This is a genomic window from Brevibacterium sp. LS14 (assembly GCF_012027885.1).
Lineage (GTDB): Bacteria > Actinomycetota > Actinomycetes > Actinomycetales > Brevibacteriaceae > Brevibacterium > Brevibacterium casei.
Genome location: NZ_SJXG01000038.1, coordinates 1 through 22062 on the forward strand (window position 1 = coordinate 1; position 22062 = coordinate 22062).

General features: G+C 65.8%; 19 protein-coding genes. 3 read left to right on the forward strand and 16 right to left on the reverse strand.

Features of this window, described 5'->3' with window-relative positions; translation table 11 throughout:
* Positions 1–94: 94 nt before the first annotated feature.
* Together EZE58_RS05445 and EZE58_RS05450 are read right to left on the reverse strand one after the other, a co-directional pair.
* On the reverse strand, positions 95–913 hold the full coding sequence (locus tag EZE58_RS05445; RefSeq protein WP_167560007.1) for a hypothetical protein: 819 nt from the start codon (positions 911–913) through the stop codon (positions 95–97).
* A gap of 544 nt (positions 914–1457) precedes the next feature.
* Positions 1458–2048: a methyltransferase domain-containing protein gene (locus EZE58_RS05450; RefSeq protein ID WP_167560009.1), complete on the reverse strand. Its 591-nt coding sequence runs from the start codon at positions 2046–2048 to the stop codon at positions 1458–1460.
* 100 nt (positions 2049–2148) lie between these two features.
* On the opposite strand from EZE58_RS05450, the gene EZE58_RS05455 reads away from it, so the two are divergent.
* Together EZE58_RS05455 and EZE58_RS05460 are read left to right on the forward strand one after the other, a co-directional pair.
* A complete protein-coding gene (locus EZE58_RS05455; protein ID WP_167560011.1) occupies positions 2149–2667 on the forward strand; it encodes an adenine phosphoribosyltransferase in 519 nt (172 codons plus the stop codon).
* A 234-nt stretch (positions 2668–2901) separates the two neighbouring features.
* Positions 2902–3723: an aldo/keto reductase gene (locus tag EZE58_RS05460; RefSeq protein WP_167560070.1), complete on the forward strand. Its 822-nt coding sequence runs from the start codon at positions 2902–2904 to the stop codon at positions 3721–3723.
* 225 nt (positions 3724–3948) lie between these two features.
* Here the strand turns inward: EZE58_RS05460 and EZE58_RS05465 are convergent, their stop codons facing one another.
* The 13 genes from EZE58_RS05465 to cysK all read right to left on the reverse strand — a co-directional run bounded on the left by EZE58_RS05465 (position 3949) and on the right by cysK (position 19953).
* The gene (locus EZE58_RS05465; RefSeq protein ID WP_223289960.1) at positions 3949–5637 is read right to left on the reverse strand and encodes an ABC transporter family substrate-binding protein; all 1689 of its coding nucleotides are present in this window, start codon (positions 5635–5637) and stop codon (positions 3949–3951) included.
* 46 nt (positions 5638–5683) lie between these two features.
* Positions 5684–7789 carry an ABC transporter ATP-binding protein gene (locus tag EZE58_RS05470; RefSeq protein WP_009379335.1) on the reverse strand — a complete coding sequence of 702 codons (2106 nt, stop codon included), beginning with the start codon at positions 7787–7789 and terminating at the stop codon, positions 5684–5686.
* Positions 7782–8699 (reverse strand): ABC transporter permease, encoded by a 918-nt coding sequence (locus EZE58_RS05475; RefSeq protein ID WP_063249092.1) that lies wholly within the window; start codon positions 8697–8699, stop codon positions 7782–7784. Before EZE58_RS05475 ends, EZE58_RS05470 begins: the two co-directional genes overlap by 8 nt.
* A 1-nt stretch (position 8700) precedes the next feature.
* Positions 8701–9555: an ABC transporter permease gene (locus EZE58_RS05480; protein ID WP_306460268.1), complete on the reverse strand. Its 855-nt coding sequence runs from the start codon at positions 9553–9555 to the stop codon at positions 8701–8703.
* Positions 9556–10064: 509 nt separating this feature from the next.
* Positions 10065–11006 carry a D-2-hydroxyacid dehydrogenase family protein gene (locus tag EZE58_RS05485; protein ID WP_119296426.1) on the reverse strand — a complete coding sequence of 314 codons (942 nt, stop codon included), beginning with the start codon at positions 11004–11006 and terminating at the stop codon, positions 10065–10067.
* 20 nt (positions 11007–11026) lie between these two features.
* Positions 11027–12739 carry a dihydroxy-acid dehydratase gene (gene ilvD / locus EZE58_RS05490; protein ID WP_131248124.1) on the reverse strand — a complete coding sequence of 571 codons (1713 nt, stop codon included), beginning with the start codon at positions 12737–12739 and terminating at the stop codon, positions 11027–11029.
* A 146-nt stretch (positions 12740–12885) separates the two neighbouring features.
* On the reverse strand, positions 12886–13833 hold the full coding sequence (locus EZE58_RS05495) for a 2-hydroxyacid dehydrogenase (RefSeq protein ID WP_131248125.1): 948 nt from the start codon (positions 13831–13833) through the stop codon (positions 12886–12888).
* Positions 13834–13862: 29 nt separating this feature from the next.
* Entirely contained in the window at positions 13863–14342 is a 480-nt protein-coding gene (locus tag EZE58_RS05500) for a MarR family transcriptional regulator (protein ID WP_095375967.1), read from the reverse strand.
* Positions 14343–14344: 2 nt separating this feature from the next.
* The gene (locus EZE58_RS05505) at positions 14345–15052 is read right to left on the reverse strand and encodes a CE1759 family FMN reductase (protein ID WP_009379346.1); all 708 of its coding nucleotides are present in this window, start codon (positions 15050–15052) and stop codon (positions 14345–14347) included.
* On the reverse strand, positions 15049–16260 hold the full coding sequence (locus EZE58_RS05510; protein WP_009379347.1) for an LLM class flavin-dependent oxidoreductase: 1212 nt from the start codon (positions 16258–16260) through the stop codon (positions 15049–15051). The genes EZE58_RS05505 and EZE58_RS05510 overlap by 4 nt, the downstream gene beginning before the upstream one ends.
* A 358-nt stretch (positions 16261–16618) precedes the next feature.
* Positions 16619–17560, reverse strand: coding sequence for a hypothetical protein (locus tag EZE58_RS05515; protein WP_164672059.1), 942 nt, complete (start codon positions 17558–17560; stop codon positions 16619–16621).
* A 618-nt stretch (positions 17561–18178) separates the two neighbouring features.
* Positions 18179–18892: a serine O-acetyltransferase EpsC gene (gene epsC / locus EZE58_RS05520; protein WP_009379351.1), complete on the reverse strand. Its 714-nt coding sequence runs from the start codon at positions 18890–18892 to the stop codon at positions 18179–18181.
* Positions 18893–19023: 131 nt separating this feature from the next.
* Positions 19024–19953, reverse strand: coding sequence for a cysteine synthase A (gene cysK, locus EZE58_RS05525; RefSeq protein ID WP_009379353.1), 930 nt, complete (start codon positions 19951–19953; stop codon positions 19024–19026).
* A 428-nt stretch (positions 19954–20381) separates the two neighbouring features.
* On the opposite strand from cysK, the gene def reads away from it, so the two are divergent.
* Entirely contained in the window at positions 20382–20954 is a 573-nt protein-coding gene (gene def / locus EZE58_RS05530) for a peptide deformylase (RefSeq protein ID WP_009379356.1), read from the forward strand.
* A gap of 8 nt (positions 20955–20962) precedes the next feature.
* Here the strand turns inward: def and EZE58_RS05535 are convergent, their stop codons facing one another.
* A complete protein-coding gene (locus EZE58_RS05535; protein ID WP_100227496.1) occupies positions 20963–22012 on the reverse strand; it encodes a hypothetical protein in 1050 nt (349 codons plus the stop codon).
* Positions 22013–22062 lie beyond the last annotated feature (50 nt).

Consider the following 22062-nt stretch of genomic DNA (forward strand, 5'->3'; position numbering starts at 1 on the left):
GTGATCCGACATATACGCGGTAAGCAGACCGCGTATATGTCGGATCACCGCGTCGATAGGAACGGGCACGGAGCGCGACCGCGTATATGTCGGATCACCGCGTCGAAGCAGCCGGTGTGCGCGCGGCGACGATCCGGGCGATCTCGGTGAACGCCTGCCGCCTCCACAGGTCCTTCCAGAACACTCGGATGACGTGATAGCTCAGAGCTCGCAGCTGCCTCTCACGTTCGCGCTCCCGATCGAAGGCGTCCCGGGCGTCCTGTCCGTCGAGTGTGTACTTGATCCGCCCATCGAACTCGACGATCGTCTTCGACTTCGCGTGCAGGAAGTCGACGCGGGCGATGAAGAAGCCGCGATCGTCGACGATCTCGACCTGCGGTTCGAAGCCGTCCACGCCGATCTCATGGAACCGCACCGCGACGATCGACTCCCCGGGCGACTCGCGGCGGGGGTCGGCGAGTCCGAGGGCGGTTCTCACTCGGGCGGCATCACGCACTTCGGGGCACTCGGACAGAATCGTGAGCAGTCCGTCGCCCGCGACCAGGCACTTCCGCAGAGCATCGTCGAGCATCGGCACGCTGAGGTCGAGAGGGTAATCACGGGCTACGTCGATGAGCGTGCGCTCTTTCGACGTCACCACGGTATCGCCGAGGCGAGCGATGTGCTGCGCCGGAACGGTTCGTCTGCGGATGATCAGGTGGGCGTGCCGAGTGTTCGTATTCGTCCTGATGACTTCGACCACAGGCTTCTCCATGCTCACGATGACGAATTCCCAGAGAAGGGCCGCGGAGAGGTGGGAGAAGATTTCGGCAGAGCTGATGCCGGAATCCGCGCAGCGTCGATTGATGAGGTCAGCCCGCGTTCTGATGAGGATCTTCGTCCGTTCGAGGCGGTCACGGACATCCCCTAACATTCCGAGCACTTCGGCATCGCCTTGGCGAACTGCCTCCCAGATCCGAGCATGTCTGGGGTTGTCGCACTGAGCTTTGACGGCGAACCTTCCTCGGGCGACGAGCTCGAGACAGCAGTCGACAGCAAGTCGGACGTCGCGATCCGAACAGCCGAGGTTCCTCAGCTCTCCGGTCGTGAACACCTGGTACATGACATCATAGTGCTCTAATACGAAACAAACGTCAATAGACGCACGAATTTCGTATCAAACGACTTCGAGTGAGAGCGCTGTGCTCGACATCGACGGCGCACCAGCGACGCGGCGATCCGACATATACGCGGTCTGCTAACCGCGTATATGTCGGATGACCGCGTCGATAGGAATGGGCGCTGAGCGCGACCGCGTATGTGTCGGTTCACCGCGTCGGAGTACCGTCGAAGCACCTTGGCCGCGTCGGAGTACCGTCGAAGCGCCTAAGTATCGCGCCGCTAGTCGCCCTCGAGCCTGGCTCACGACGAACCCTGCGTTCACGACGAACCCTGAGCTCACGACCAGCCGTCCGCGCTCACTCCTCGATGAGCGGGACGAACCGGTAGCGACCGTGGCGAGTGATCGACACGTCCTCGGCCGCCTCGCCGGTGCGCTCGACGCGGAGCATCTCGCCGGAGACGGGGATGACCATCACTCCCCCGACCCTCAGCTGCTCGACAAGACTGCTAGGCAGCTCAACAGCTTCGGCAGAGACGAGGATCCGGTCGAAGGGCGCACGCTCGGGCAGGCCGAGGGTCCCGGCGACCGCCTCGGCGAACTCGATCGACTCGATCCCCAGCCCATCACAGGCGATGATCGCACTGTCGAGGAGCTCCCGATGCCGTTCGACCCCGATGACACGGCCGCGCCCACCGACGAGCACGCCGAGGAGTGCGGTCGTCCACCCCGAGCCTGACCCGAGATCGAGCACCAAGTGACCAGGCTCGACGCCGAGGAGGCTGAGCATGTCCGCGACCGTGCTCGGCTGCGAGTTCGTCTGACCACACCCGATCTCGAGCGGAATGTTGGACCCCACCCACCCCTGCTGATGCTCGGGAAGGAAGCGTTGCCGGGGCACCCGAGCGAACGCCTCGGCGAGGGTGACTTCGTCATCGGACGTGCTCATCTTCTCCCCTCGCCGGTCTGCGCCCTGACGTCTTGGCGTCGACGATACGCTCTCGAGCACCAGCCGAAAAGGCTCCACCCCACCCGAGTACAGTTGACCCGTGACGAATGCAGAGCTCGACCGCGCGCAGGCCCTCATCACCTCGATCCCCGACTACCCGGAACCCGGGGTGAACTTCCGCGACATCTCTCCCCTGCTCGCCGACGGCCCCGCGTTCACCGCCGTCACCGAGGCGCTCATCGCCCCATTCCTCGGCCGCTTCGACTTCGTCGGCGGGCTCGAGGCCCGCGGCTTCCTCTTCGCCGGTGCCATCGCCGCGATGACCGGAGCCGGAATCCTCCCGATCCGCAAGGCCGGGAAACTGCCCCGGCCGGCCGCCGCCGTGTCCTACTCGCTCGAGTACGGCACCGCGACGATCGAAGCCCCCGCCGTCCTCTCCCCCGGCGACCGGGTCCTCCTCGTCGACGACATCCTCGCGACCGGGGGCACGCTCACCGCTGCGCAGGCACTCGTCCGCGAACTCGGCGCCGAGGTGGTCGGATCCGCCATCGTCCTCGAACTCACCGACCTCGGCGGGCGCGCCCACACCGGCGACGTCCACACGGTCTTCGCCGATTGAGCGCGACCGCCGACTGAACGCGACCGGCGCGGCCCGGCCGTCGCAGACGCACCGACCGACCGCCTCGGCGAGGCCCTGATTCCCGTTCAACGGAAACTTTCGGACAACCGGGAATGATCCACGGACCTTGTGCCGTTGTACGCTCGGATCAGGTGCCGGAGACCGGCAGCTGAACCCGTCGAGGCGCCCCACCGGGCGCCGATCAGACTCCCATCCGTGACGAAAGGCGACATGATGTCGGTTCCCACTCTCACTCTCAACGACGGCAAGACCATCCCCCAGCTCGGCTTCGGCGTCTTCAAGGTCGACCCGGCCGAGACCGAGCGCATCGTCACCGACGCGCTCGAGGTCGGCTACCGTCACATCGACACCGCTGCCGTCTACGGCAACGAAGAGGGCGTCGGTCGCGCCCTGAAGAACTCCGGCATCGCCCGCGACGAGCTCTTCATCACGACCAAGCTGTGGAACGACCGCCAGGGTGCGGCCGAGTCGCGCCGCGCGCTCGAGGAGAGCCTCGGCAAGCTCGGCCTCGACTACGTCGACCTCTACCTCATCCACTGGCCGGCACCGGCCCAGAACAAGGCCGTCGAGACCTGGGAGGCCTTCCCCTCCTACCGCGACGAGGGCCTGACCCGGTCGATCGGCGTCTCGAACTTCGACTACCGGTACCTGCCGGCGATCCTTGAGACCGGCATCATCCCGGCCGTCGACCAGATCGAGCTCCACCCGCAGTTCCAGGAGATCGAGACCCGTCCCCTCCTCGCCGAGAACGACATCAAGATCGAGGCGTGGGGACCGCTCGGCCAGGGCAGCGTCGACTACGCGTCGACCGTCATCGGCGAGATCGCGGCCGCCCACGGCAAGTCGTGGGCCCAGGTCATCATCCGCTGGCACCTGCAGCGCGGCCACATCCTCTTCCCCAAGTCGAACAGCCGCGAGCGCATGGCCCAGAACTTCCACGTCTTCGACTTCGAACTCACCGACGTTCAGATGGCCTCGATCGATGCCCTCGAGAACGGCGGTCGGGTCTCGGCCGATCCCGCCGAGGTGAACTGACCCTCGCCGAGGTGATGCGGACTCCCGTGGTCCGCTGAGGACCAACCCGCAGGACGCGGGCGGAATCATTCCGCCCGCGTCCTGCGTCTTCTCACCCGAACTCCGGAGCGCTCCCGATGATGCGTTTGAGACCGGCCCCGTGGGAGAACGTGGAACCACGGGGCCGGAGATCAGGTGAGCGAACCTCTGGCCGCTCCGGTTGTATGGACAGTCATATCAGTCGCCTCAGTCCTTGAAGCCGATGGTCGTCCAATCAGGCGTCTCAAGCTGGCGGGGTCCGAGGCTGACGATGTCGTCCTTGACTCCCCACACGTACGGAGTCGGGTAGATCGGAATCACCGGCTTGAGCTTGAAGATCGCCGCATCGCCTTCGTTGGCCAGCTTACGGGCCTCTTCCTCATCGAGCGTCGCTGTCGCAGCCTTGAACTTCTCACCGATCTCGTCGCTCGAGATCTTCGAGTAGTTCTGCTCCGAGTCGGCGGGGTAGAACAGGTTCGAACCCGACGAGATCGGGAACGCCGTGCCTTCCCAGGTGAACGTCGCCATATCGAAATTGCCGTTGAGGATGTTGTCGGCGAAGTACGCGGCGACCGGGACGGTCTCCAGCTCGATCTTGAAGCCGACCTCGTTTAGATCTTTCATGATCTGCTCAGCCCGCTGCGCATTCGATGCGGTGTCTGCAGGGACGACGATCTTGAATTGGAGCTTCTCGCCGTCCTTCTCCCTGACTCCGCCGTCGCCGGGTGTCCATCCGGCGTCGTCAAGGATCTTCTTCGCCGCTTCGGGATCGAAATCCAGACTGCCGCCGGTGTTGTCCTGGTAGCCCTTCTGACCGGGCATGAAGGTGTAGTTGTTAACCAAGGTCACCGGAGCCTCGACCGGGCCGATGGCCGCCTGGGCGATCGCTTCGCGATTGACTGCCCTGCCGATGGCGTCACGGACTTCCTGGTTCTTCAATGCGCCCTTCTCGGCGTTCATCGTCAGGTGAGTCCATTGCATTCCCTGCGACTTGTAGATGGCGCCGTCTTCACGGTTGTTCGCCGTCTGATACGCGTCGCCGTCGGTGCCGACATCGACGACGTCGATCTCCTTGTTCGCGTAAGCCTGAGCCTGCTGCGCCTGCGACACGACCTTGAAGACGACCTTCTCGAGCTTCGGGGTCTGGCCCCACCACTTGTCGTTGCGCACCATGGTGATGACACCGGACTTGTTGTCGACGCTCTCGGCCTTGAACGGACCGTTGGAGGGCAGCACCTTCTTGGTGTACTCCTTGTTGAAGACCTCGGGGTCCTCACTGATCTCATTCGGCAGCGGAGCCGCAATGTAGTTCGGCCAATCGATGTTGGGCGTCTTGAAAGTCACTTTCACTTCGTACTTGTCCGCCCCGGGTTCGATCGACTCGATGTCTTCGTAGCCCTTCGTCGATGCGACCTGGTACTCGTCGGACTTTCCGTCGCGGGTCTTCCAGAAGGCTTTGTAGTCCTCGACGTCGATCGGGGTGCCGTCTTCCCACACGGCGTCTTTGTTGAGCTTGACGTCGATGACCAGTGGGTCCTCGCTGGCGACTTCAACGCTCTCTGCGTAGTTCTTGTCGACCTCCCACGTGCCGTCCGCTTTGATGGAGATCGGTCCGCCGAGCGAGGTTCCGTACAGATTATTGTTGTCGACGTGCGCGCCGTCGGCGTGATAGTAGTTCAGACTCGCCGGAATCTCCGTCATCGGGTAGGTCAGTGTACCGCCGTCGGCGACCTCGTCGTAGCTCGCCTTCTGGTAATCGGTGGTCGGCAGTGCCGAGATCTCCTTGTCCGCCTTGTCGCTGTCCACTCCGCCCGAGCCGTTGTTCTGCTGCTGGCAGCCGGAGAGAGCCAGCCCCAGAGCGGCGGTCGCGGCGACGACCACTGTCGCCCTTCTCATCCTGATCATCATTGTTCTTGCCTTTCCTTGAGCGGGTTGTGCTGGTTCAGTGGGGGTGATCGAGCTCGCCGATCAGCTCCGAATGGTGGCAGGCCACCAGGCTCTCGCCCGAGGGACTCGGCTGCGGATCGATCTGCGCGCACATCTGCTGCCGTTCGGGGTCGAGCAGGAGGTAGAGCGGGCAGCGAGTGCGGAAGTTGCAGCCGCTGATGTCGTCGGTCGGGCTGGGCAGGTCCCCGGAGAGAAGTACACGTTCGCGGGAGCGTTCGACGAGCGGATCGGGCACCGGGATCGCCGACATGAGTGCCCGGGTATAGGGGTGCTTCGGACTCGCATAGAGTTCGTCCGAACCCCCATATTCCACGATGCGTCCCAGGTACATCACCGCTACGAAATCAGAGATCTGCCGGACGACGGCGAGGTCGTGGGCGACGAACAGATAGGACAGTCCGAGTGAGTCGCGGAGGTCTTCGAGAAGGTTGATGACCCCGGCCTGAACTGAGACGTCGAGAGCCGATACCGGTTCGTCGAGGACGAGGAGGCTTGGATTCGTCACCAAGGCTCGGGCAATTCCGATCCTCTGACGTTGGCCGCCGGAGAACTCATGAGGATACCGATCGGCCATCGAGGGGTCGAGTCCGACCAGGTCAAGCATCTCCTCAACTCTGCGGTGCCGCTCGGCCGACCGGACTCCATGCACCGTGAGGGGTTCACCGATGACATCGGCGATGGGCAGTCTCGGATCGATCGCAGCCATCGGGTCCTGGAAGACGACCTGCACGTCCTTGCGCAGCGCCAGACGTTCCCGCTTCGACAGAGTCGACACGTCGACTCCGTTGATGACGATCGAACCCTTCTGCGGTGCGACCATCTCGAGGATCTCCCCGATCGTCGTCGACTTGCCGCAGCCAGATTCACCGACAAGGCCGAGTGTCTGTCCTGCCTTGATCTCGAAATCGATGCCGTCGACGGCCTTGACTGTACCGATCTGTCGTTTGAAGACGGCTCCCTTGAGCAGGGGATAGTGCTTCTGCAGATCCGTGACCTCGAGGATCTGCGCCGCCCCGAGGTCCCTGGCTTTCCTCTGCACCGGATCAGGGCGCGGGAAGATCTCCGCTGCGGTCAGCGTTCCCGACGCAATCTCGTCGGCGCGGTGGCATGCTGCGGATGTTCCGGCGATGCCATGGCCTTTCAGTTCCGGCTCGACTTCGCGGCAGATGTCGAGCGCGATGGGGCAACGCGGTGCGAAAGGACACCCGGTAGGAAGGTTCGACAGTGACGGGGGCCTGCCCTCGAGAGGCACCAACCGTTGAGTGCCCGCAGTCGCCAGATTGGGCACGGACCGCAGCAGACCGGATGTATACGGCATCTGCGGGCGGGAGAACACGCTCTCGACTGGCCCTGTCTCGACCAGTCGTCCCGCATACATGACGGCGATCCGGTCAGCGTTGCCGGCTACGACGCCGAGGTCGTGCGTGATGAGTACGACGGCGGCCCCGGTGATCTCCCGCGCCTTCTGCAGCACCTCGAGGATCTGTGCTTGGATGGTGACGTCGAGTGCGGTGGTCGGCTCGTCGGCGATGATGAGATCAGGATCGTTGGCGATCGCGATCGCGATCATGGCCCGTTGGCGCATTCCGCCGGAGAACTCATGAGGATAGGCGTTGACCCGGCGTTCAGGCACAGGAATGCCGACGATGCGCAGCAACTCGATCGCGCGGTCATGCGCGGCGTCCTTGCTCAATGACGCATCGTGAAGGAGCAGTCCCTCGGCGATCTGCTCTCCGATGGTGTAGACAGGAGTGAGTGCTGAGAGCGGATCCTGAAAGACCATCGCGATCTCGGAACCGCGCAGCCGAGACATCTGTTCATCGGGCATGCCCAAGAGTTCTCTGCCCCGGTAACTGATCGAGCCTTCCACCACCGCGTTCGACGGAAGGAGTCCCATCACGGCCATCGACGACACCGATTTCCCCGAACCCGATTCGCCGACGATGCCGAGGAACTCTCCCGGTCGGACGGAATAGTTGACCCCGCGCACTGCCTTCACATCGCCGTTCGAGTTGGGGAACGTGACCGTCAGATCTCTGACCTCGAGAATCGGTGAATCGGAGGTCGGCAGTGTGGGGACGGAGTTGAGGATGTCAGTCACGATTGGCTCCTGATGTCGGATCGATCGCGTCGCGCAGAGCGTCAGCCATCAGGCTGATGGCGAACAGCATGAGGACAAGGACGCCGGCAGGGAAGACGAAGAGCCACGGTCTGGTGACGGCGGCGCCGGATCCCTCGGCAAGAAGCGTGCCGATCGAGACGTCCGGCTTCTGAATACCCAGGTTGAAATAGCTCAGCGACGTCTCGGCGAGGATGGCCGAGACCACTCCGAGAGTGGCGTCGACTATGAGGATCGAAGCGACGTTGGGGATGATGTGGCGGCTGAGGATGCGCGGGGTCGAGACTCCCATGTACCGGGCTGCCTTGACGAAGTCACGGTCCTTGATCGCCTTGGTCTGGTTGCGGACGACCTGCGCCATGATCATCCACCCGAACAGAGCGAGGAAGACGACGATCGCCACCCACGACAGCTGCCGCAGCAGCGGCGAGAGCAGGACGAGGATGAAGAACGCAGGGAGGACGAGCAGCAGGTTGATGAACCAGACGATGACGACCTCGACGCGCCCACCGAAATAGCCGGCGGTGGAACCGATGATCGCCGCGAGGATGCTTGCGGCGGGCCCGGCGATGATGCCGATGAGCAGTGATTTCTGGAGCCCAGCCACAGTCTGCGCGTAGATGTCCTGACCGATCGCATTCGTGCCGAACCAATGCTGAGCGCTGGGAGGCTGGTTGAGCGCGAAGATGTCCTGGTCGGTCGGCGAGTAGATGTTGATGGTGTTGCCGAACACGGCGAAAAGGACGAAGAAGGCGAGCATGATCCCGCCGACCCAGAAGCGAGGGGTGGCTTTGAGCCGTCGCCAGATCAGCTTCGCCCGGGACGTAGGACGAGACCGCTGGGCGACGACCTCGGTGTCCGGAGTGGTTGAGATCGGAATATCAGTAGCCATGTCAGATCCTCACTCGCGGATCGAGTGCAGCGTAGAGCACCTCGGACAGCGTCGACGAGATGAGTGTCAGGACCGCGATGAACAGGACAGACCCGGCCGCTGCGTTGATATCGGATTGGAGAATGGAGTTGATGGTGAATTCGCCCATCCCCTTCCAGGAGAAGACGACTTCGAGCATCGCGGAACCGGCGACCAGAGTGCCGAATGCGTACGCGAAGTAGGTCGACATCGGGATGAGAGCGACCCTCACTCCGTGTCGGATGAGCGCGGATCTCCGTGTCCGCCCTTTGGATCGGGCTGTGCGTATGAAATCGGAGCTGAGCACATCGAGCATGACCGACCGCTGATAGCGCGAGTACGTGGCAGCGCTCATGAGGATCAGGGCGATCGTCGGCAGCAACATATGGGAGAACTGATCTGCCAGCCACGGAAAGAATCCAGGGTCGATATCGACCGTGTATTCACCGGTGAAGCGTATGAGGTTGTCGCCGACCGCATTGTTGAAATTGGTAGCGAGGATCATCAGCACGACACCGATGACGAACGTCGGCGTGGCGATTATCAGATAGGACGCATAAGTCACTAGCTGATCAGATCCCTTGTATTGCCTTACGGCTCCCCAAACACCGAGCACGACACCGAGAAGCGCACCGAGAAGCGTACCGATGAGCAGCAGTTTGAGACTCACTCCGGCGCGGGTCATGATCTCAGTGAGCACCGGACTGCCGTTGACCGTGGTGCCGAAGTCTCCATGCAGGAAGATGTTCGTCAGCCACGCCCATGTGCGCTGGAGGATGGGGACGTCCGGATTGGTTCCATGACCGTTGAGGATCGACTGGATTGACGCCTCTGACAAGGGAGGATTCTATCCGCGGTACCGTGCCGCGGGGTCCATGAAAGCACTGGCCGCGATATAGGCCGTCACTGTGGCAATGAATGCCAGGATGAAGTAGTTGATGAACCGTCGAAGGATGTATTTCCCCATGGCGAGGCCTAGAGGGCAGTGGTCGACGCGGTCCTCTCATGGCAGATGCGATGGCGCATCGGGCAGGGAAGCAGAGTGTAGATCTCCCGACGAATCTCAAACGCACTGTCAATCATCAACGATCAGACTTCCTTCGCTCGCACGGCCAATCGAACAGTTCAGCTGAGCACAACCTGACTGGTTACTCACCGGAAACTGAAGATACAGCTCACTGTAGCCAACTGTGATCACTAACACAAAGAAGGCAATCGACTAGAGACGAAGTGGCATTGACGATCCGCGAGTTTACGGGCGACACGCCGATGACAGGACTGCTTGGCCGCCGCGGCTTCGCATTCTCAGCGAAACGGTGGCCGCGGGTGGGCCCGGGAGGTCAAGCCCTACGTGAACACCCTGATCGGCTCCCCCGCGGTCCATGCCGCGATGTCCTCGACGGCCTGCGGGTAGAAGACCCGATAGGTCTCCTCGGTGACGTAGCCGAGGTGCGGGGTGAGCACGGTGCGCGAGGCACGACGCATAGGATGATCGCCCGGCAGGGGTTCGGTGTCGAAGACGTCGAGGCCGGCACCGCGGATCCGCCCGTCCGCGAGGACGTCGAGCAGCGCCTCGGTGTCGACGAGACCGGCCCGGGAGGTGTTGACGAGGATCGCGTTCGGCTTCATCAGCGCAAGCTCCGACGCCCCGATGAGACCCCGGCTGCGCTCGCCCAACTTGTAGTGGATCGTCACGACATCGGAGGTGGCGAGCAGCTCGTCCTTGTCCACCGCCCGCACCCCGACCTCCGCCGCCCGCTCCGCGGTGAGGTTCTGACTCCACGCGACGACGTCCATCCCGAAGGCTTTGCCGACCGCGGCGACCCGCGATCCCAGCCGGCCCAGACCGATGACGCCGAGGCGGGACCCGGCGAGGTCTCCCCCGATCGTCTCCTGCCAGCCCCCGGCGCGCACCCGCGCATCCTCCGCGGGGATCTGCCGGAGCACGGAGAGGATGAGTCCCCACGTCAGCTCCGGAGTCGCCGTCCGCGGGGCCTCGGTGCCGCACACCGTGACCCCGTGTGCCCTCGCCGCCTCGAGGTCGATCGAGGCGTTCGCGGCCCCCGTGGTGACGAGGAGCCGCAGATCGGGCAGCCGGCTCAGACGGTCGGCGTCGAAGACGGTGCGTTCGCGCATGGCGACGACCACCTCGGCGCCGGCGAGGAGGGACTCGAGATCCGCGGTATCGGTGACCGGCCGGGTGACGACGTCGATGTCGGCGTCGAGGACCGACCAGTCCGCGAAGTCCCGGGAGACGTCCTGGTAGTCATCGAGGATGACGATGCGCATGGTGCGGCTCCCGTCGACGGTCAGCGGCAGACGGCCCCGGTCGAGGCCGACTGGACGAGCTTCGCGTACTTGCCGAGCACGCCGGTGAGTCGGTGGTTCTCCGGCAGCGTCCACGACGTGCGACGCTCGGCCAGCACCTCCTCGTCGACGTGGAGTTCGATCGACCGGGCGGCGATGTCGACGGTGATCTTATCCCCGTCCTCGACGAGGGCGATCGGTCCGCCGTCGACGGCCTCGGGCGCGACGTGGCCGATGCACAGCCCGGTCGACCCTCCGGAGAAGCGGCCGTCGGTGATGAGGAGGACGTCCTTGCCGATGCCCGCGCCCTTGATCGCACCGGTGATCGCGAGCATCTCGCGCATGCCCGGCCCGCCCTTGGGGCCTTCGTAGCGGATGACGACGACGTCGCCCTTCTTCAGTTCGCCGTTCAGCACCGCATCCATCGCCGGCTGCTCCTGGTCGAAGACCCGGGCCGTGCCTTCGAAGACGTCGGCGTCGAAGCCCGCGGATTTGACGACGGCGCCTTCGGGGGCGAGCGAGCCGCGGAGCACGGTGAGTCCGCCGGTCGCGTGGATCGGGTTGTTGAGCGCCCGGAGGATCTTGCCGTCGGGGTCGGGAGGGTTGATCTCGGCGAGGTTCTCGGCCACGGTCCGGCCCGTCACGGTGAGGCAGTCGCCGTTGAGGAGACCGGCGTCGAGGAGGGCCTTCATGATCACGGGCACGCCGCCGATCTTGAACACGTCGTTCATCACGTATTCGCCGAAGGGCTTGACGTTGCCGAGGTGGGGAACCTTGTCCCCGATCCGGTTGAAGTCGTCGAGTTCGAGGTCGACGCCGGCTTCGGCGGCGATCGCGAGGAGGTGGAGGACCGCGTTCGTCGACCCGCCGAAGGCCATGACGACGGCGATCGCGTTGTGCAGCGACTCCTTCGTGATGATGTCCTTCGCAGTGATGCCCTTGCGCAGGAGGTTGACGACGGCCTCACCGGACTGGCGGGCGTAGATCGTGCGGTTGCGGTGGATCGCCGGCGGGGCGGCGGATCCGGGCAGGGACATGCCCATCGCCTCGGCGGCCGAGGCCATCGTGTTCGCCGTGTACATGCCGCCGCACGCGCCCTCACCAGGGCAGACGGCACGTTCGATGGCGTCGACGTCCTGGCGTGACATCGTTCCCGCCCGGCAGGCGCCGACGGCTTCGAACGCGTCGATGAGGGTGACTTCCTTCTCCGTGCCGTCGGAGAGCTTCGCAGTGCCGGGCATGATCGAGCCGTTGTAGAGGAAGACGCTCGAGAGCCCGAGGCGGGCGGCTGCCATGAGCATGCCGGGGATCGACTTGTCGCAGCCGGCCATGAGCACGGAGCCGTCGAGGCGTTCGGCGCTCATCACGGTCTCGACGGAGTCGGTGATGACCTCGCGGGAGACGAGCGAGTAGTGCATGCCCTCATGGCCCATCGAGATGCCGTCGGAGACGGAGATCGTGCCGAACTCGAGCGGGTACCCACCCGCCGCATGCACGCCTTCCTTCGCGGCAGCGGCGAGGCGCTGGAGCGAGAGGTTGCACGGCGTGATCTCGTTCCACGACGAGGCGACGGCGATCTGCGGCTTCGCCCAGTCGTCATCGCCCATGCCGACGGCCCGGAGCATGCCGCGCGAGGCGGTGCTCTCGAGTCCGTCCGTGACATCGCGGGAACGGGGTTTGATGTCCGGTGCTGAGGTGTCCGTATCGATGCTCATGGGGGCACTCTACGCCCCTGTCCGGCATCCGTCGGCCCCGTTCTCGCATCGTGGAACCAGGGTTTCGGGGTGCCGGTTTCGACCCGGCCGGTCGAGCCGGCACCCCTTCTCACGTGGGCTTTCAGGCGGGAATGCCTCGGCTGACCTCAGTCCTCGGCGACGACGTTGAGGAGCTTCTCCCCGTCGTTGATCCGGCGCACCTGTTCGGCGAGGATATTGACGACCCGCGGTTCGAACGCCGAGGTGTCGCCGCCGACGTGCGGAGTGATGAGTGTGTTCGGGGTTCCCCACAGCGGGTGGTTCTCCGGCAGCGGCTCGGGGTCCATGACGTCGAGGGCCGCATGGAGGCGTCCGGTCGACAGCTCCGCGACGAGGGCATCGGTGTCGACGACCTTGCCGCGGGCGACGTTGACGATGAGCGCGTTGTCCGGCAGCTGCCGGAGGAATTCGGCGTCGACGAGGTGGTGCGTCGAGTCCGTGAGCGGGGTGATGAGGACGACGACGTCGGTGTGGGGAAGGAGGTCGGGCAGTTCGTCGACGCCGTGGACCCTGCCGCGGTTGTCCTCCCTGGCGGTCGTGCCCACCCGGGTGAGCTCGACCTCGAAGGGAGCGAACCGGTCGGCGATCGCCCGTCCGATCTCCCCGACGCCGACGACCATGACCCGCCGGTCCTGCAGGGACCGGTAGCGCCTGTGGTCCCAGGTCCGCGAGACCTGGTTGCGCACCGCGTCGTCGATTCCGCGCAGACTCGCCAGGGTGAGCGCCAGGGCGAGCTCCGCGGTGCCTCCGGTGTGCACGCCCGAGGCGGTGGCGACCTCGATGCCCTTCTCGGGCAGGTGCGCTACCGGGTCGTAGCCCGTCGTCTGGGTGATGACGAGCCGGAGGTTGGGCAGATCGGGCAGGAGGTCGATGGTGCCGGCCGAATCCATGTAGGGCAGGACGACGACGTCGACGTCGTCCTTGCTCAGCTTCGCCGACTTCTCCTTGTCCGAGTAGACGACTAGGTCGACGTTCGCGCGCTGGTGCGCGGGGATCCTGGCGATGACGCGATTGCGGAGGTCGGAGTCGGGGAAGGCGATGGTCGTGATCGTCATAGGTTCATTGTGGCACGGGTCTCACAGGCTCACGGAAGGGCTCTCGCGATCCGGGAGAACACCGTCTCGATGACCTCGAGCTCCGCGTCGTCGACGTGGGAGAGGAACACCTCGTCGATCGCCCTGCTGTGCAGCCGGGCGGCGTCGAGGAACCGGCGACCCCCCGCCTCGGTGAGGCGGATGTTGTGCGATCGCCGGTCCGCGGCGCACGCGAGCTTCTCGACGAGCCCGGCGTCCTCGAGCACCTTGATCCGGTAGTTGAGCCGTGACGGCGAGAACACGAGGCGCTTCGCCAGCGTCCCCATCGTCAGCGTCCGCTCGGGCGCCTCCCAGAGGAGCAGAAGGGTGTTGTAGTCGCTCACGCTCATCCCCGCCTGCTCCTTGAGGCGGTCGTCGAGGACCTGCCGGATGCGCTGTGAGGTCTCGAAGTACGTCCGCCATGCCTCCTGGGCGCGTTCCTCCCGGCCGCGCCCGAATCGGATGACCGGGGCTGCGGTGGTCTCGGACATCGTCAGCCCTCGAGCAGCTGCGCGAACGGGGTGATGCGCTCGGGGTCGAACTCGTCACTGACGCTGCGCTTCTCACCCCGTCCGATGGTCACCCGGTGCGGGGCGAGGCTGTCCGGCCCCTCGTTGCCCGGTGAGTCGTCGGTCGCTGCCGCCTCGGTGCCCGTGAGTCCGCGCACCGCCGCGGTGAGCTCGATGAGCTCCTCCGCGGACTGGCGCACGCGGGAGGTCAGCGCACGCCCGCCCTCCGCGCTGCCCCAGTCGTCGGTCGCGGCGAACACCGTCGTGGGCACGACGATGCCCTTGAGGTAGCTGAGCATCGGGCGCATCGCGGTGTCCCCGGCCAGCGAATGGCGGGCCGTGCCGCCGGTCGTGGCGATGAGCACCGGGGTGCCCGCGAGGACCTGTTCGTCGATGAGCTGCCAGAAGAGCGTGTGCAGTCCCACCGGTGCCACCTTGTACACGGGGGTGACGGTGATGATCGCATCCGCCTCGGCGACCTTCCGGTACGCCTCCTCGAGCTCCTCGGACCGGAACCCGGTGAGCGCCATGTCCGTGAGCGAGGTCGAGAGCCGACGGACGTTGATGCTCTCCGTCGTCGCCTCGATTCCGGCAGACTCCGCCGCCGAGGCGGCCGCGGCCATGATCCTGTCCGCGAGCTTCTGCGTCGTCGAGTTCTCACTCAGCGAGGTGGTGACTGCGAGGATCTTCATTCGCTCTGCGCTCCTGATTCTGCTGCTTCGCGCTCTTCGGCCTCCTTGGCCTTCTTCGCTTCGGCCGCGCGGGCCTCACGGTCCTCGTACGCCTTCGAGCCGGGTCCGCCGCCGGGGATGGGGTCGCGTCCCTCTCGGTGGCGGATGACGAGCGATTCGTGGCTCGGGGCATCGGGCACGTCGGCCGGACGGCCCTTGGCGAACTCCTCGCGGAGGACCGGCACGACCTCCTCGCCGAGGATGTCGAGCTGTTCGAGCACCGTCTTCTGCGGGAGACCGGCGTGGTCGATGAGGAACATCTGGCGCTGGTAGTCGCCGGCCCAGTCGCGGAAGCTCAGGGTCCGTTCGATGACCTCCTGCGGCGATCCCACGGTCAGCGGGGTCTGCGTCGAGAAGTCCTCGAGGCTGGGACCGTGGCCGTAGACCGGGGCGTTGTCGAAGTAGGGACGGAACTCCTTGACCGCATCCTGCGAGTTCTTCCGCATGAACACCTGACCGCCGAGGCCGACGATCGCCTGCTCCGCCGTGCCGTGGCCGTAGTACTCGTAGCGCTGGCGGTAGAGCTGGACCATGCGCGCGGTGTGCGAGGTGGGCCAGAAGATGTTGTTGTGGAAGAAGCCGTCACCGTAGTAGGCGGCCTGCTCGGCGATCTCGGGGCTGCGGATCGACCCGTGCCAGACGAACGGCGGGACGTCGTCGAGCGGCCACGGGGTGACCGTGAAGCCGTTGAGCGGCGTGCGGAACTTGCCCTCCCAGTCGAGGTTCTTCTCCCGCCACAGACGGTAGAGGAGGTTGTAGTTCTCGACCGCGAGCGGGATGCCCGCGCGGATGTCCTTGCCGAACCACGGGTAGACCGGTCCGGTGTTGCCGCGGCCCATGATGAGGTCGAGGCGTCCGTCGGCCAGATGCTGGGCGTACGAGTAGTCCTCGGCGATGCGCACAGGGTCGGTCGTGGTGATGAGGGTCGTCGCTGTGGAGAGCTTGAGCTTCTCGGTCTGCGCGGCGATGTTCGCGAGCAGGACCGGAGGGTTGGCCGGAGCGACGAACGGAGGGTTGTGGTGCTGTCCGGTGGCGAACACGTCGAGGCCGACCTCTTCGGCCTTCTTCGCGATCTCGACGGTGTTCTTGATCCGCTGGTGCTCCGACACCGTGGTGCCGTTCGTCGGGTCGGTGGTGACGTCGCCGATGGTGAAGATTCCGAATTCCATGACTGCTCCTCGTCTCTGTGGTCGGCCCGAAGCCAGCCTACAGCCGTTAAAACTTCAGTTTTGAAGTAACTTGTTGAAATCTTAACAGTCGAGTCCGCAGATGTATTCCCCGATTCGGAATTCCTTCGCCGAGGCGGTCCCGAGTCCCAGCGCAACCGTGCGCCCGGGGCTTCCACCCACGCTCCCGAGGAGGATCCAGTCCGATATTGGGCCCAGTTTCGGACCCGATCCACCTCGGGGACGAGGCTGCGGACCGCGCAGCAGCCACCTCGGCGAGCGGCCACGTCAGTCGGACCATGTCACTGCGGTCCGAGCGCGCCGCGCTCAGGGAACGTGCGCCACCCCATGCATGACGAGGTCAGGGGCGACCGCCTCTGCGGACGATATGGGCGGACAGGGTCCGCGCGAACGCTGCCATGTTGGTGCGTTTGGTCACCCTGAGCACCACCCAGCCTTCCGCCTCGAGCAGCTCACGGCGGCGGATGTCGGCGGCGAACTGCTCGGGCGAGGAGCGATGCTGGTCGCCTTCGTACTCGATCGCGATCCGCAGTTCGGGGTATCCGAGGTCGGGGTGGAGGAGGCAGCGCCCGGCTTCGCTCGGCACCGCAGGGTGGACGACGGGCTCGCGAAAACCGTGGTCGACCAGCCACAATCGCAGCCACGTCTCGCGGGAGGAGTCCACGGTCGGTCGGATGAGGGAGAGCGCTCGCTCGACCTTCCTGCGGCCGCTGATCCTCGGTCGGTCGAGGACACGCTGCCGCAGTTCGTCGAGGGAGATGTACGGCCCGCCGGCCTGCCGTCCGATCGCGGCATCCCCAAGCGCGACGAGCTCGGCCAGCGTGAGCTCCGGTGCGAGCTGGACGACGAGAAGCGGAATCGCCACGAGATCGACGTCGAGCAGTCCGATCGTCTGGCGCTCATGGAACTTCGACCGGTGGAGAACCACCTCGGGACGATCGATGCGCAGGTCCTTCCAACCGCTGGCCACGTGGAGTGGACCTGCGTCGAAGCGGGCCGGAAGCGGAAGCCCGTAGAGCCGGGCGGCGGTGGCATGACTGCCGGCGACGTCCGAGTGGAGGAGCCTCAGCCCTTTCAGCTTGGTCCATTCAGCAATCCAGCGGTCATCAGCCCATCGCGGCACCGGCAGCTCGGTTTCCGAAGCGACGTCGATCCAGACTCCGCGGAAGAGCTGGACGAACCGCTTCTCCGTCAGCAGTGCGTAACGGGTGACGTCGGGGCGGTCGGCGGACGTCATTGTGAAGGGGATCGACGCCGGTCGGAAGGTCACGGGTTCGTTCATCGAGTTCCACATACGGCCCAGGCTCAGCCCGAACACCCCGAGCACGGTAGACCTGCGATCGGCCCTGTGGAGAGTCGGGTCTGGTCCACAGGCAGAATGCACACGAGTCGGTGTCGCCGTGCACAGGGTGGCACGCACGAGTGGCGTGGCCCCCGAGGTGCATCCAGTCTGATTCCCGAGCCGAATCCGCACTGGATCCACCTCGTGGACTCGGCGGAGGCGGCAACGCAGCGGCGGGACAGCGATAGTGCCACGGCCGGAGGGCAGGAGCACGCGGAGCGCTTCCCTCGAGTGCCCGTCCACACCGACGTGACCGCGAGTCAGCCGACACCCCATGCAGGCGCGGGGCTCACGGCGAGGGGTTCGTGCGCACGATTCCGAGGCGCGCAGGTTTGACCGCACAGCGCTCAAAACCCCACGGGGTGCCGCGGCGGGCGGCCCCGAGGAGGATCCGATGCGAATTAGAGCCGAAGTTCGCACCGGATCCTCCTCGGAGAGGCGGTGGGTCGGCGAGCGGGGTGGGCGCAAGCCCGGGAGCGAAGTGGGCGCCGGGCCGGGGCGCAGACTTGGTGCCGGCGTCAGCGCGGGAGACGGTGCGGGACGCCGGTGCTCGCCCGCTCAGATCCAGATGGCGGGGTCGAAGAGCTCGAAGTCCGCCTCATCGGCGGTGCGCTGGTCGGCGTCGGTGCGTCCCGCCTCGGCGTCGGGCTTCGCGGGCGTGGGTACGGAGGTCGGCACCGCACCGGTGCGCTTGGGACGGACGGTGGCGGGGATGCCGACGGCGCTCGAGTCCGGCGCGACGTCCTTGACGACGACGGCGTTCGCCCCGACCGAGGAGTTGTCGCCGACGACGACGGGCCCGAGGATCTTCGCGCCGGAGCCGACGAGGACGTGGTTGCCGAGCGTGGGATGCCGCTTCGTCTTCTCCATCGACGTGCCGCCGAGCGTGACCTGGTGGTAGAGCATCACGTCGTCGCCGATCTCCGCGGTCTCCCCGATGACGACGCCGTTGGCGTGGTCGATGAAGAAGCGCCTGCCGATCGTCGCGCCGGGATGGATCTCGACGCCGGTGAGCGCCCGCACCGCCTGCGAGAGGAGGCGTGCCGGGACCTTGAGCTCATCGTGCTGCCACATCCGATGGAGGCCGCGGTGCGCCCAGATCGCGTGGAGTCCCGGATAGGAGAGGATCGAGACGAGGTCGTTCGACGCCGCCGGATCCCGGCGCTGCACCGTGTCGAGGTCCTCGCGCAGCGCCTCCCGGACGCCCTTGCGGCTGAGCCCGTATGTCGCCGCTCCCGCAGTCGCCGCCGCGATCGCCCACAGTGCCTTCATCAAGCCGCTCCCCTTCACGAGTCTTCCCGTCGCCGATGTCGACCCTACCGACGACCGAGGGGACGCCGCATGCCGACGTCCCCTCGTCTGTCTTTCGGCCCCGACGATTCCTCGCCGAGGTGGTTGCCGCCTCAGTCGTCGAGGTATTCCGAGAACAGCGGCGTCGAGAGATAGCGCTCGCCGAAGTCCGGGAGGATGACGACGACGCGCTTGCCGGCGTTCTCCGGCCGCGAGGCGACCTCCTCGGCGGCGACGAGGGCGGCTCCCGAGGAGATGCCGACGAGCAGCCCCTCCTCGTGCGCGACCGTCCGGGCCCGATCGAACGAGGCATCGGCGTCGACATCGAACACCTCGTCGTAGATCTCGGTGTCGAGGATCGCCGGCACGAAGTTCGCACCGATGCCCTGGATCGTGTGCGGTCCGGCCTTGCCCTCGGTGAGCAGCGGCGAGGCGGCGGGTTCGACGGCGACGATCTTCACCTCGGGGTTCGCCTCCTTGAGCGCCGCACCGGCACCGGAGATCGTTCCACCCGTGCCGATGCCGGAGACGAAGATGTCGACCTTGCCGTCGGTGTCGGCGAGGATCTCAGGGCCGGTCGTCGCCTTGTGGATCGCGGCGTTGGCCTCGTTCTCGAACTGACGCACGAGGACGGCACCGTCGGCGGCGATCTCCTCGGCCTTCTCGACCGCGCCCTTCATACCCAGGGACTTGTCGGTGAGGACGAGCTCGGCACCGAAGGCGCGCAGCAGCGCACGGCGCTCCTTCGACATCGACTCGGGCATCGTGAGGACGACCTTGTACCCGCGCGAGGCGCCGACCATGGCCAGCGCGATGCCGGTGTTGCCCGAGGTCGCCTCGACGATGGTGCCGCCCGGCTGGAGCTGACCGGAGGCTTCGGCGGCATCGATCATCGCCACGCCGATGCGATCCTTGACCGAGTTCGCGGGGTTGTACGATTCGAGCTTCCCGATGATCTCCGCACCGGTGCGCTCGCTCGCCTTGTTGAGGCGGATCAGCGGTGTGCGGCCGACCAGTTCGGAGACGTTGCTGTAGATGGTCAAGTCGAGTCCTTCCAGGTGTGCGTGCCTTCTGGCTCGCCGGTCCGCGGCATCGGCCCCGGGTGCGGCTGTCATCTCGTGGAACGAGACGTCCAGTGCCCATCTTAACCACGCAGGCGACGGCCACGCCTCCTCAGAGGTTGCTCAACAATCTGTGTTCGCTGGAGGCGAAAAAGTTCGACGCATGACGACACATTCGCAGAATTCCCTGTCAGTGCGGTGAGATGATGCAGTGCGGAATCGATTGAGGCCTCCAGTCGGTCGCGAACCGCTGAGCAATCGACGTCCCCGGATGGCTCGCGTGGATGTCCGCCGAGGCGGACGCAGAGGTGCCCCGAGCGCGCAGTGTGAGACAGGGCTGGGCACCCTGCGCACCCGCGTTCGTGGTCGCAGCGGGACGGCCCTGCCCCGGGCTGGATACGATGGAGTCCATGACCGTTCATCCCATCGTCATCTACGGCGAACCCGTCCTCCATCGTCCCGCCGAGACCGTCACGGAGTTCGACGACGCCCTGCGAACCCTTGTCGCCGATATGCACGAGACCCTCGACGCGAGCAACGGCGTCGGACTCGCCGCACCCCAGATCGGCGTGGGCAAGCGGATCTTCGTCTATCACGCCGACGACGACACCGGGGTGCGCCGTCACGGCGTCTTCGTCAACCCTGTGCTCGTGTCCTCCCGGATCCCCGACACCCGCCCCGACCCGGCGGAGGAGACAGAGGGCTGCCTCTCGGTGCCGAGCCTCGACTTCCCGCTCAAGCGGGCCGAGCGGGTGACGATCAACGGCGTCGACGAGACCGGGGCACCGGTCTCCCTGAGCGCAGAGGGCTGGTTCGCCCGGATCATGCAGCACGAGTACGACCACCTGCAGGGCACGCTCTACGTCGACCGCCTCGATAAGCGCTGGGCGAAGAAGTGGAAGAAGGAGCAGGCCGCCGCAGGCTTCGACGAACCCGGCCGGTCGTGGATGCCCGGGGTCGACCCGGATCCCTTCGGCCACTGAGGCACGGCCTACTGACTGCTGCTCGTCTCCCCCGCGTCGAGGGACTTCTGCGCCGCGGCGAGCCTCTCGTCGAAGTCGTCGAAGGTGTCGGCGGTCTGCTCGAGTTCGACGAGCAGACCCGAGATGACCTCCGACTGGGAGTCGGCGTCGATGCGCAGCTCCCGGAACTGCCAGTCGGCGTTGTCGTCGGCGGCGGTGCGGGAGAGGACGTCGAGGACCCGGTCCCCGAGCTCGCGGGAGCGCTCCGAGTTGTGGAGGAGGATGAGCTGCTGGTCGAGCTCGAGGAGCCGGAGGTAGTACTCGTGCATCGAGACGACACGGTTGGCCATCGAGGTGAATGCGACGGCGAGCTTCGCCAAGTAGGCGTCGACGGTCTTCGCCGTGCCGGAGTCCTTGATGCTCTCGATCTCCTCGCGCAGCCGCACGAGTTCGGACAGCCGCACCCCGATCGAGGCGACCGCATGGTCGAGGTCGACACGGGAGACATGGTCGGTGAGTATCGGGTGCGTCCACGCCCGGGTGCGCACGATCTTCCGCGCGATCGTCACGGCGAGGTGGAAGAGGCGCTGCTCGTCGGTGTCGCGTCCCTCCTTGCGTCCGGGCAGGTACCCGAGGCTCGCGGGGGTCAGCCATTCGGCGCCGGCCGCCTTCTGTCGGTTGCGGCGGTTGAGGCGTTTGGGGTCACGGAGGTACTTCGGGGCCGTCACCGCGGCGAAGACGCCGGTGCCCACGGCGGTCGCCCCGCCGAGGACGCCGAAGGTCAGGGCCGCGTCGAGGAATCCGGTGAGGAGCGCAACGCCGCCGGGTGCCGCGAAGCCCGCGGTCACTGCGGTGCCGGCCGCGGTTCCGCCCTTGAACGTCGCCGAGGTGCGGAAGAAGTTCCGTCGCATCCCCGGGGTGACCATGATCGCGCTCGGGGACCCCGCGGTGTACCGGTATCCGCGCGCCTTCCACGCCTCGAGGATCTCGTCGTTGACGCTCTCGGGCACGAGCACCCGATAGATCGGCACGGTCCGACCGCATTCGCTCTTCCACAACGACTTCCACGCATGTGCCACCGTGTCCACCTCCACGCACGCTGCGGTGCTGCCGGGCGAACGTCGTCGCG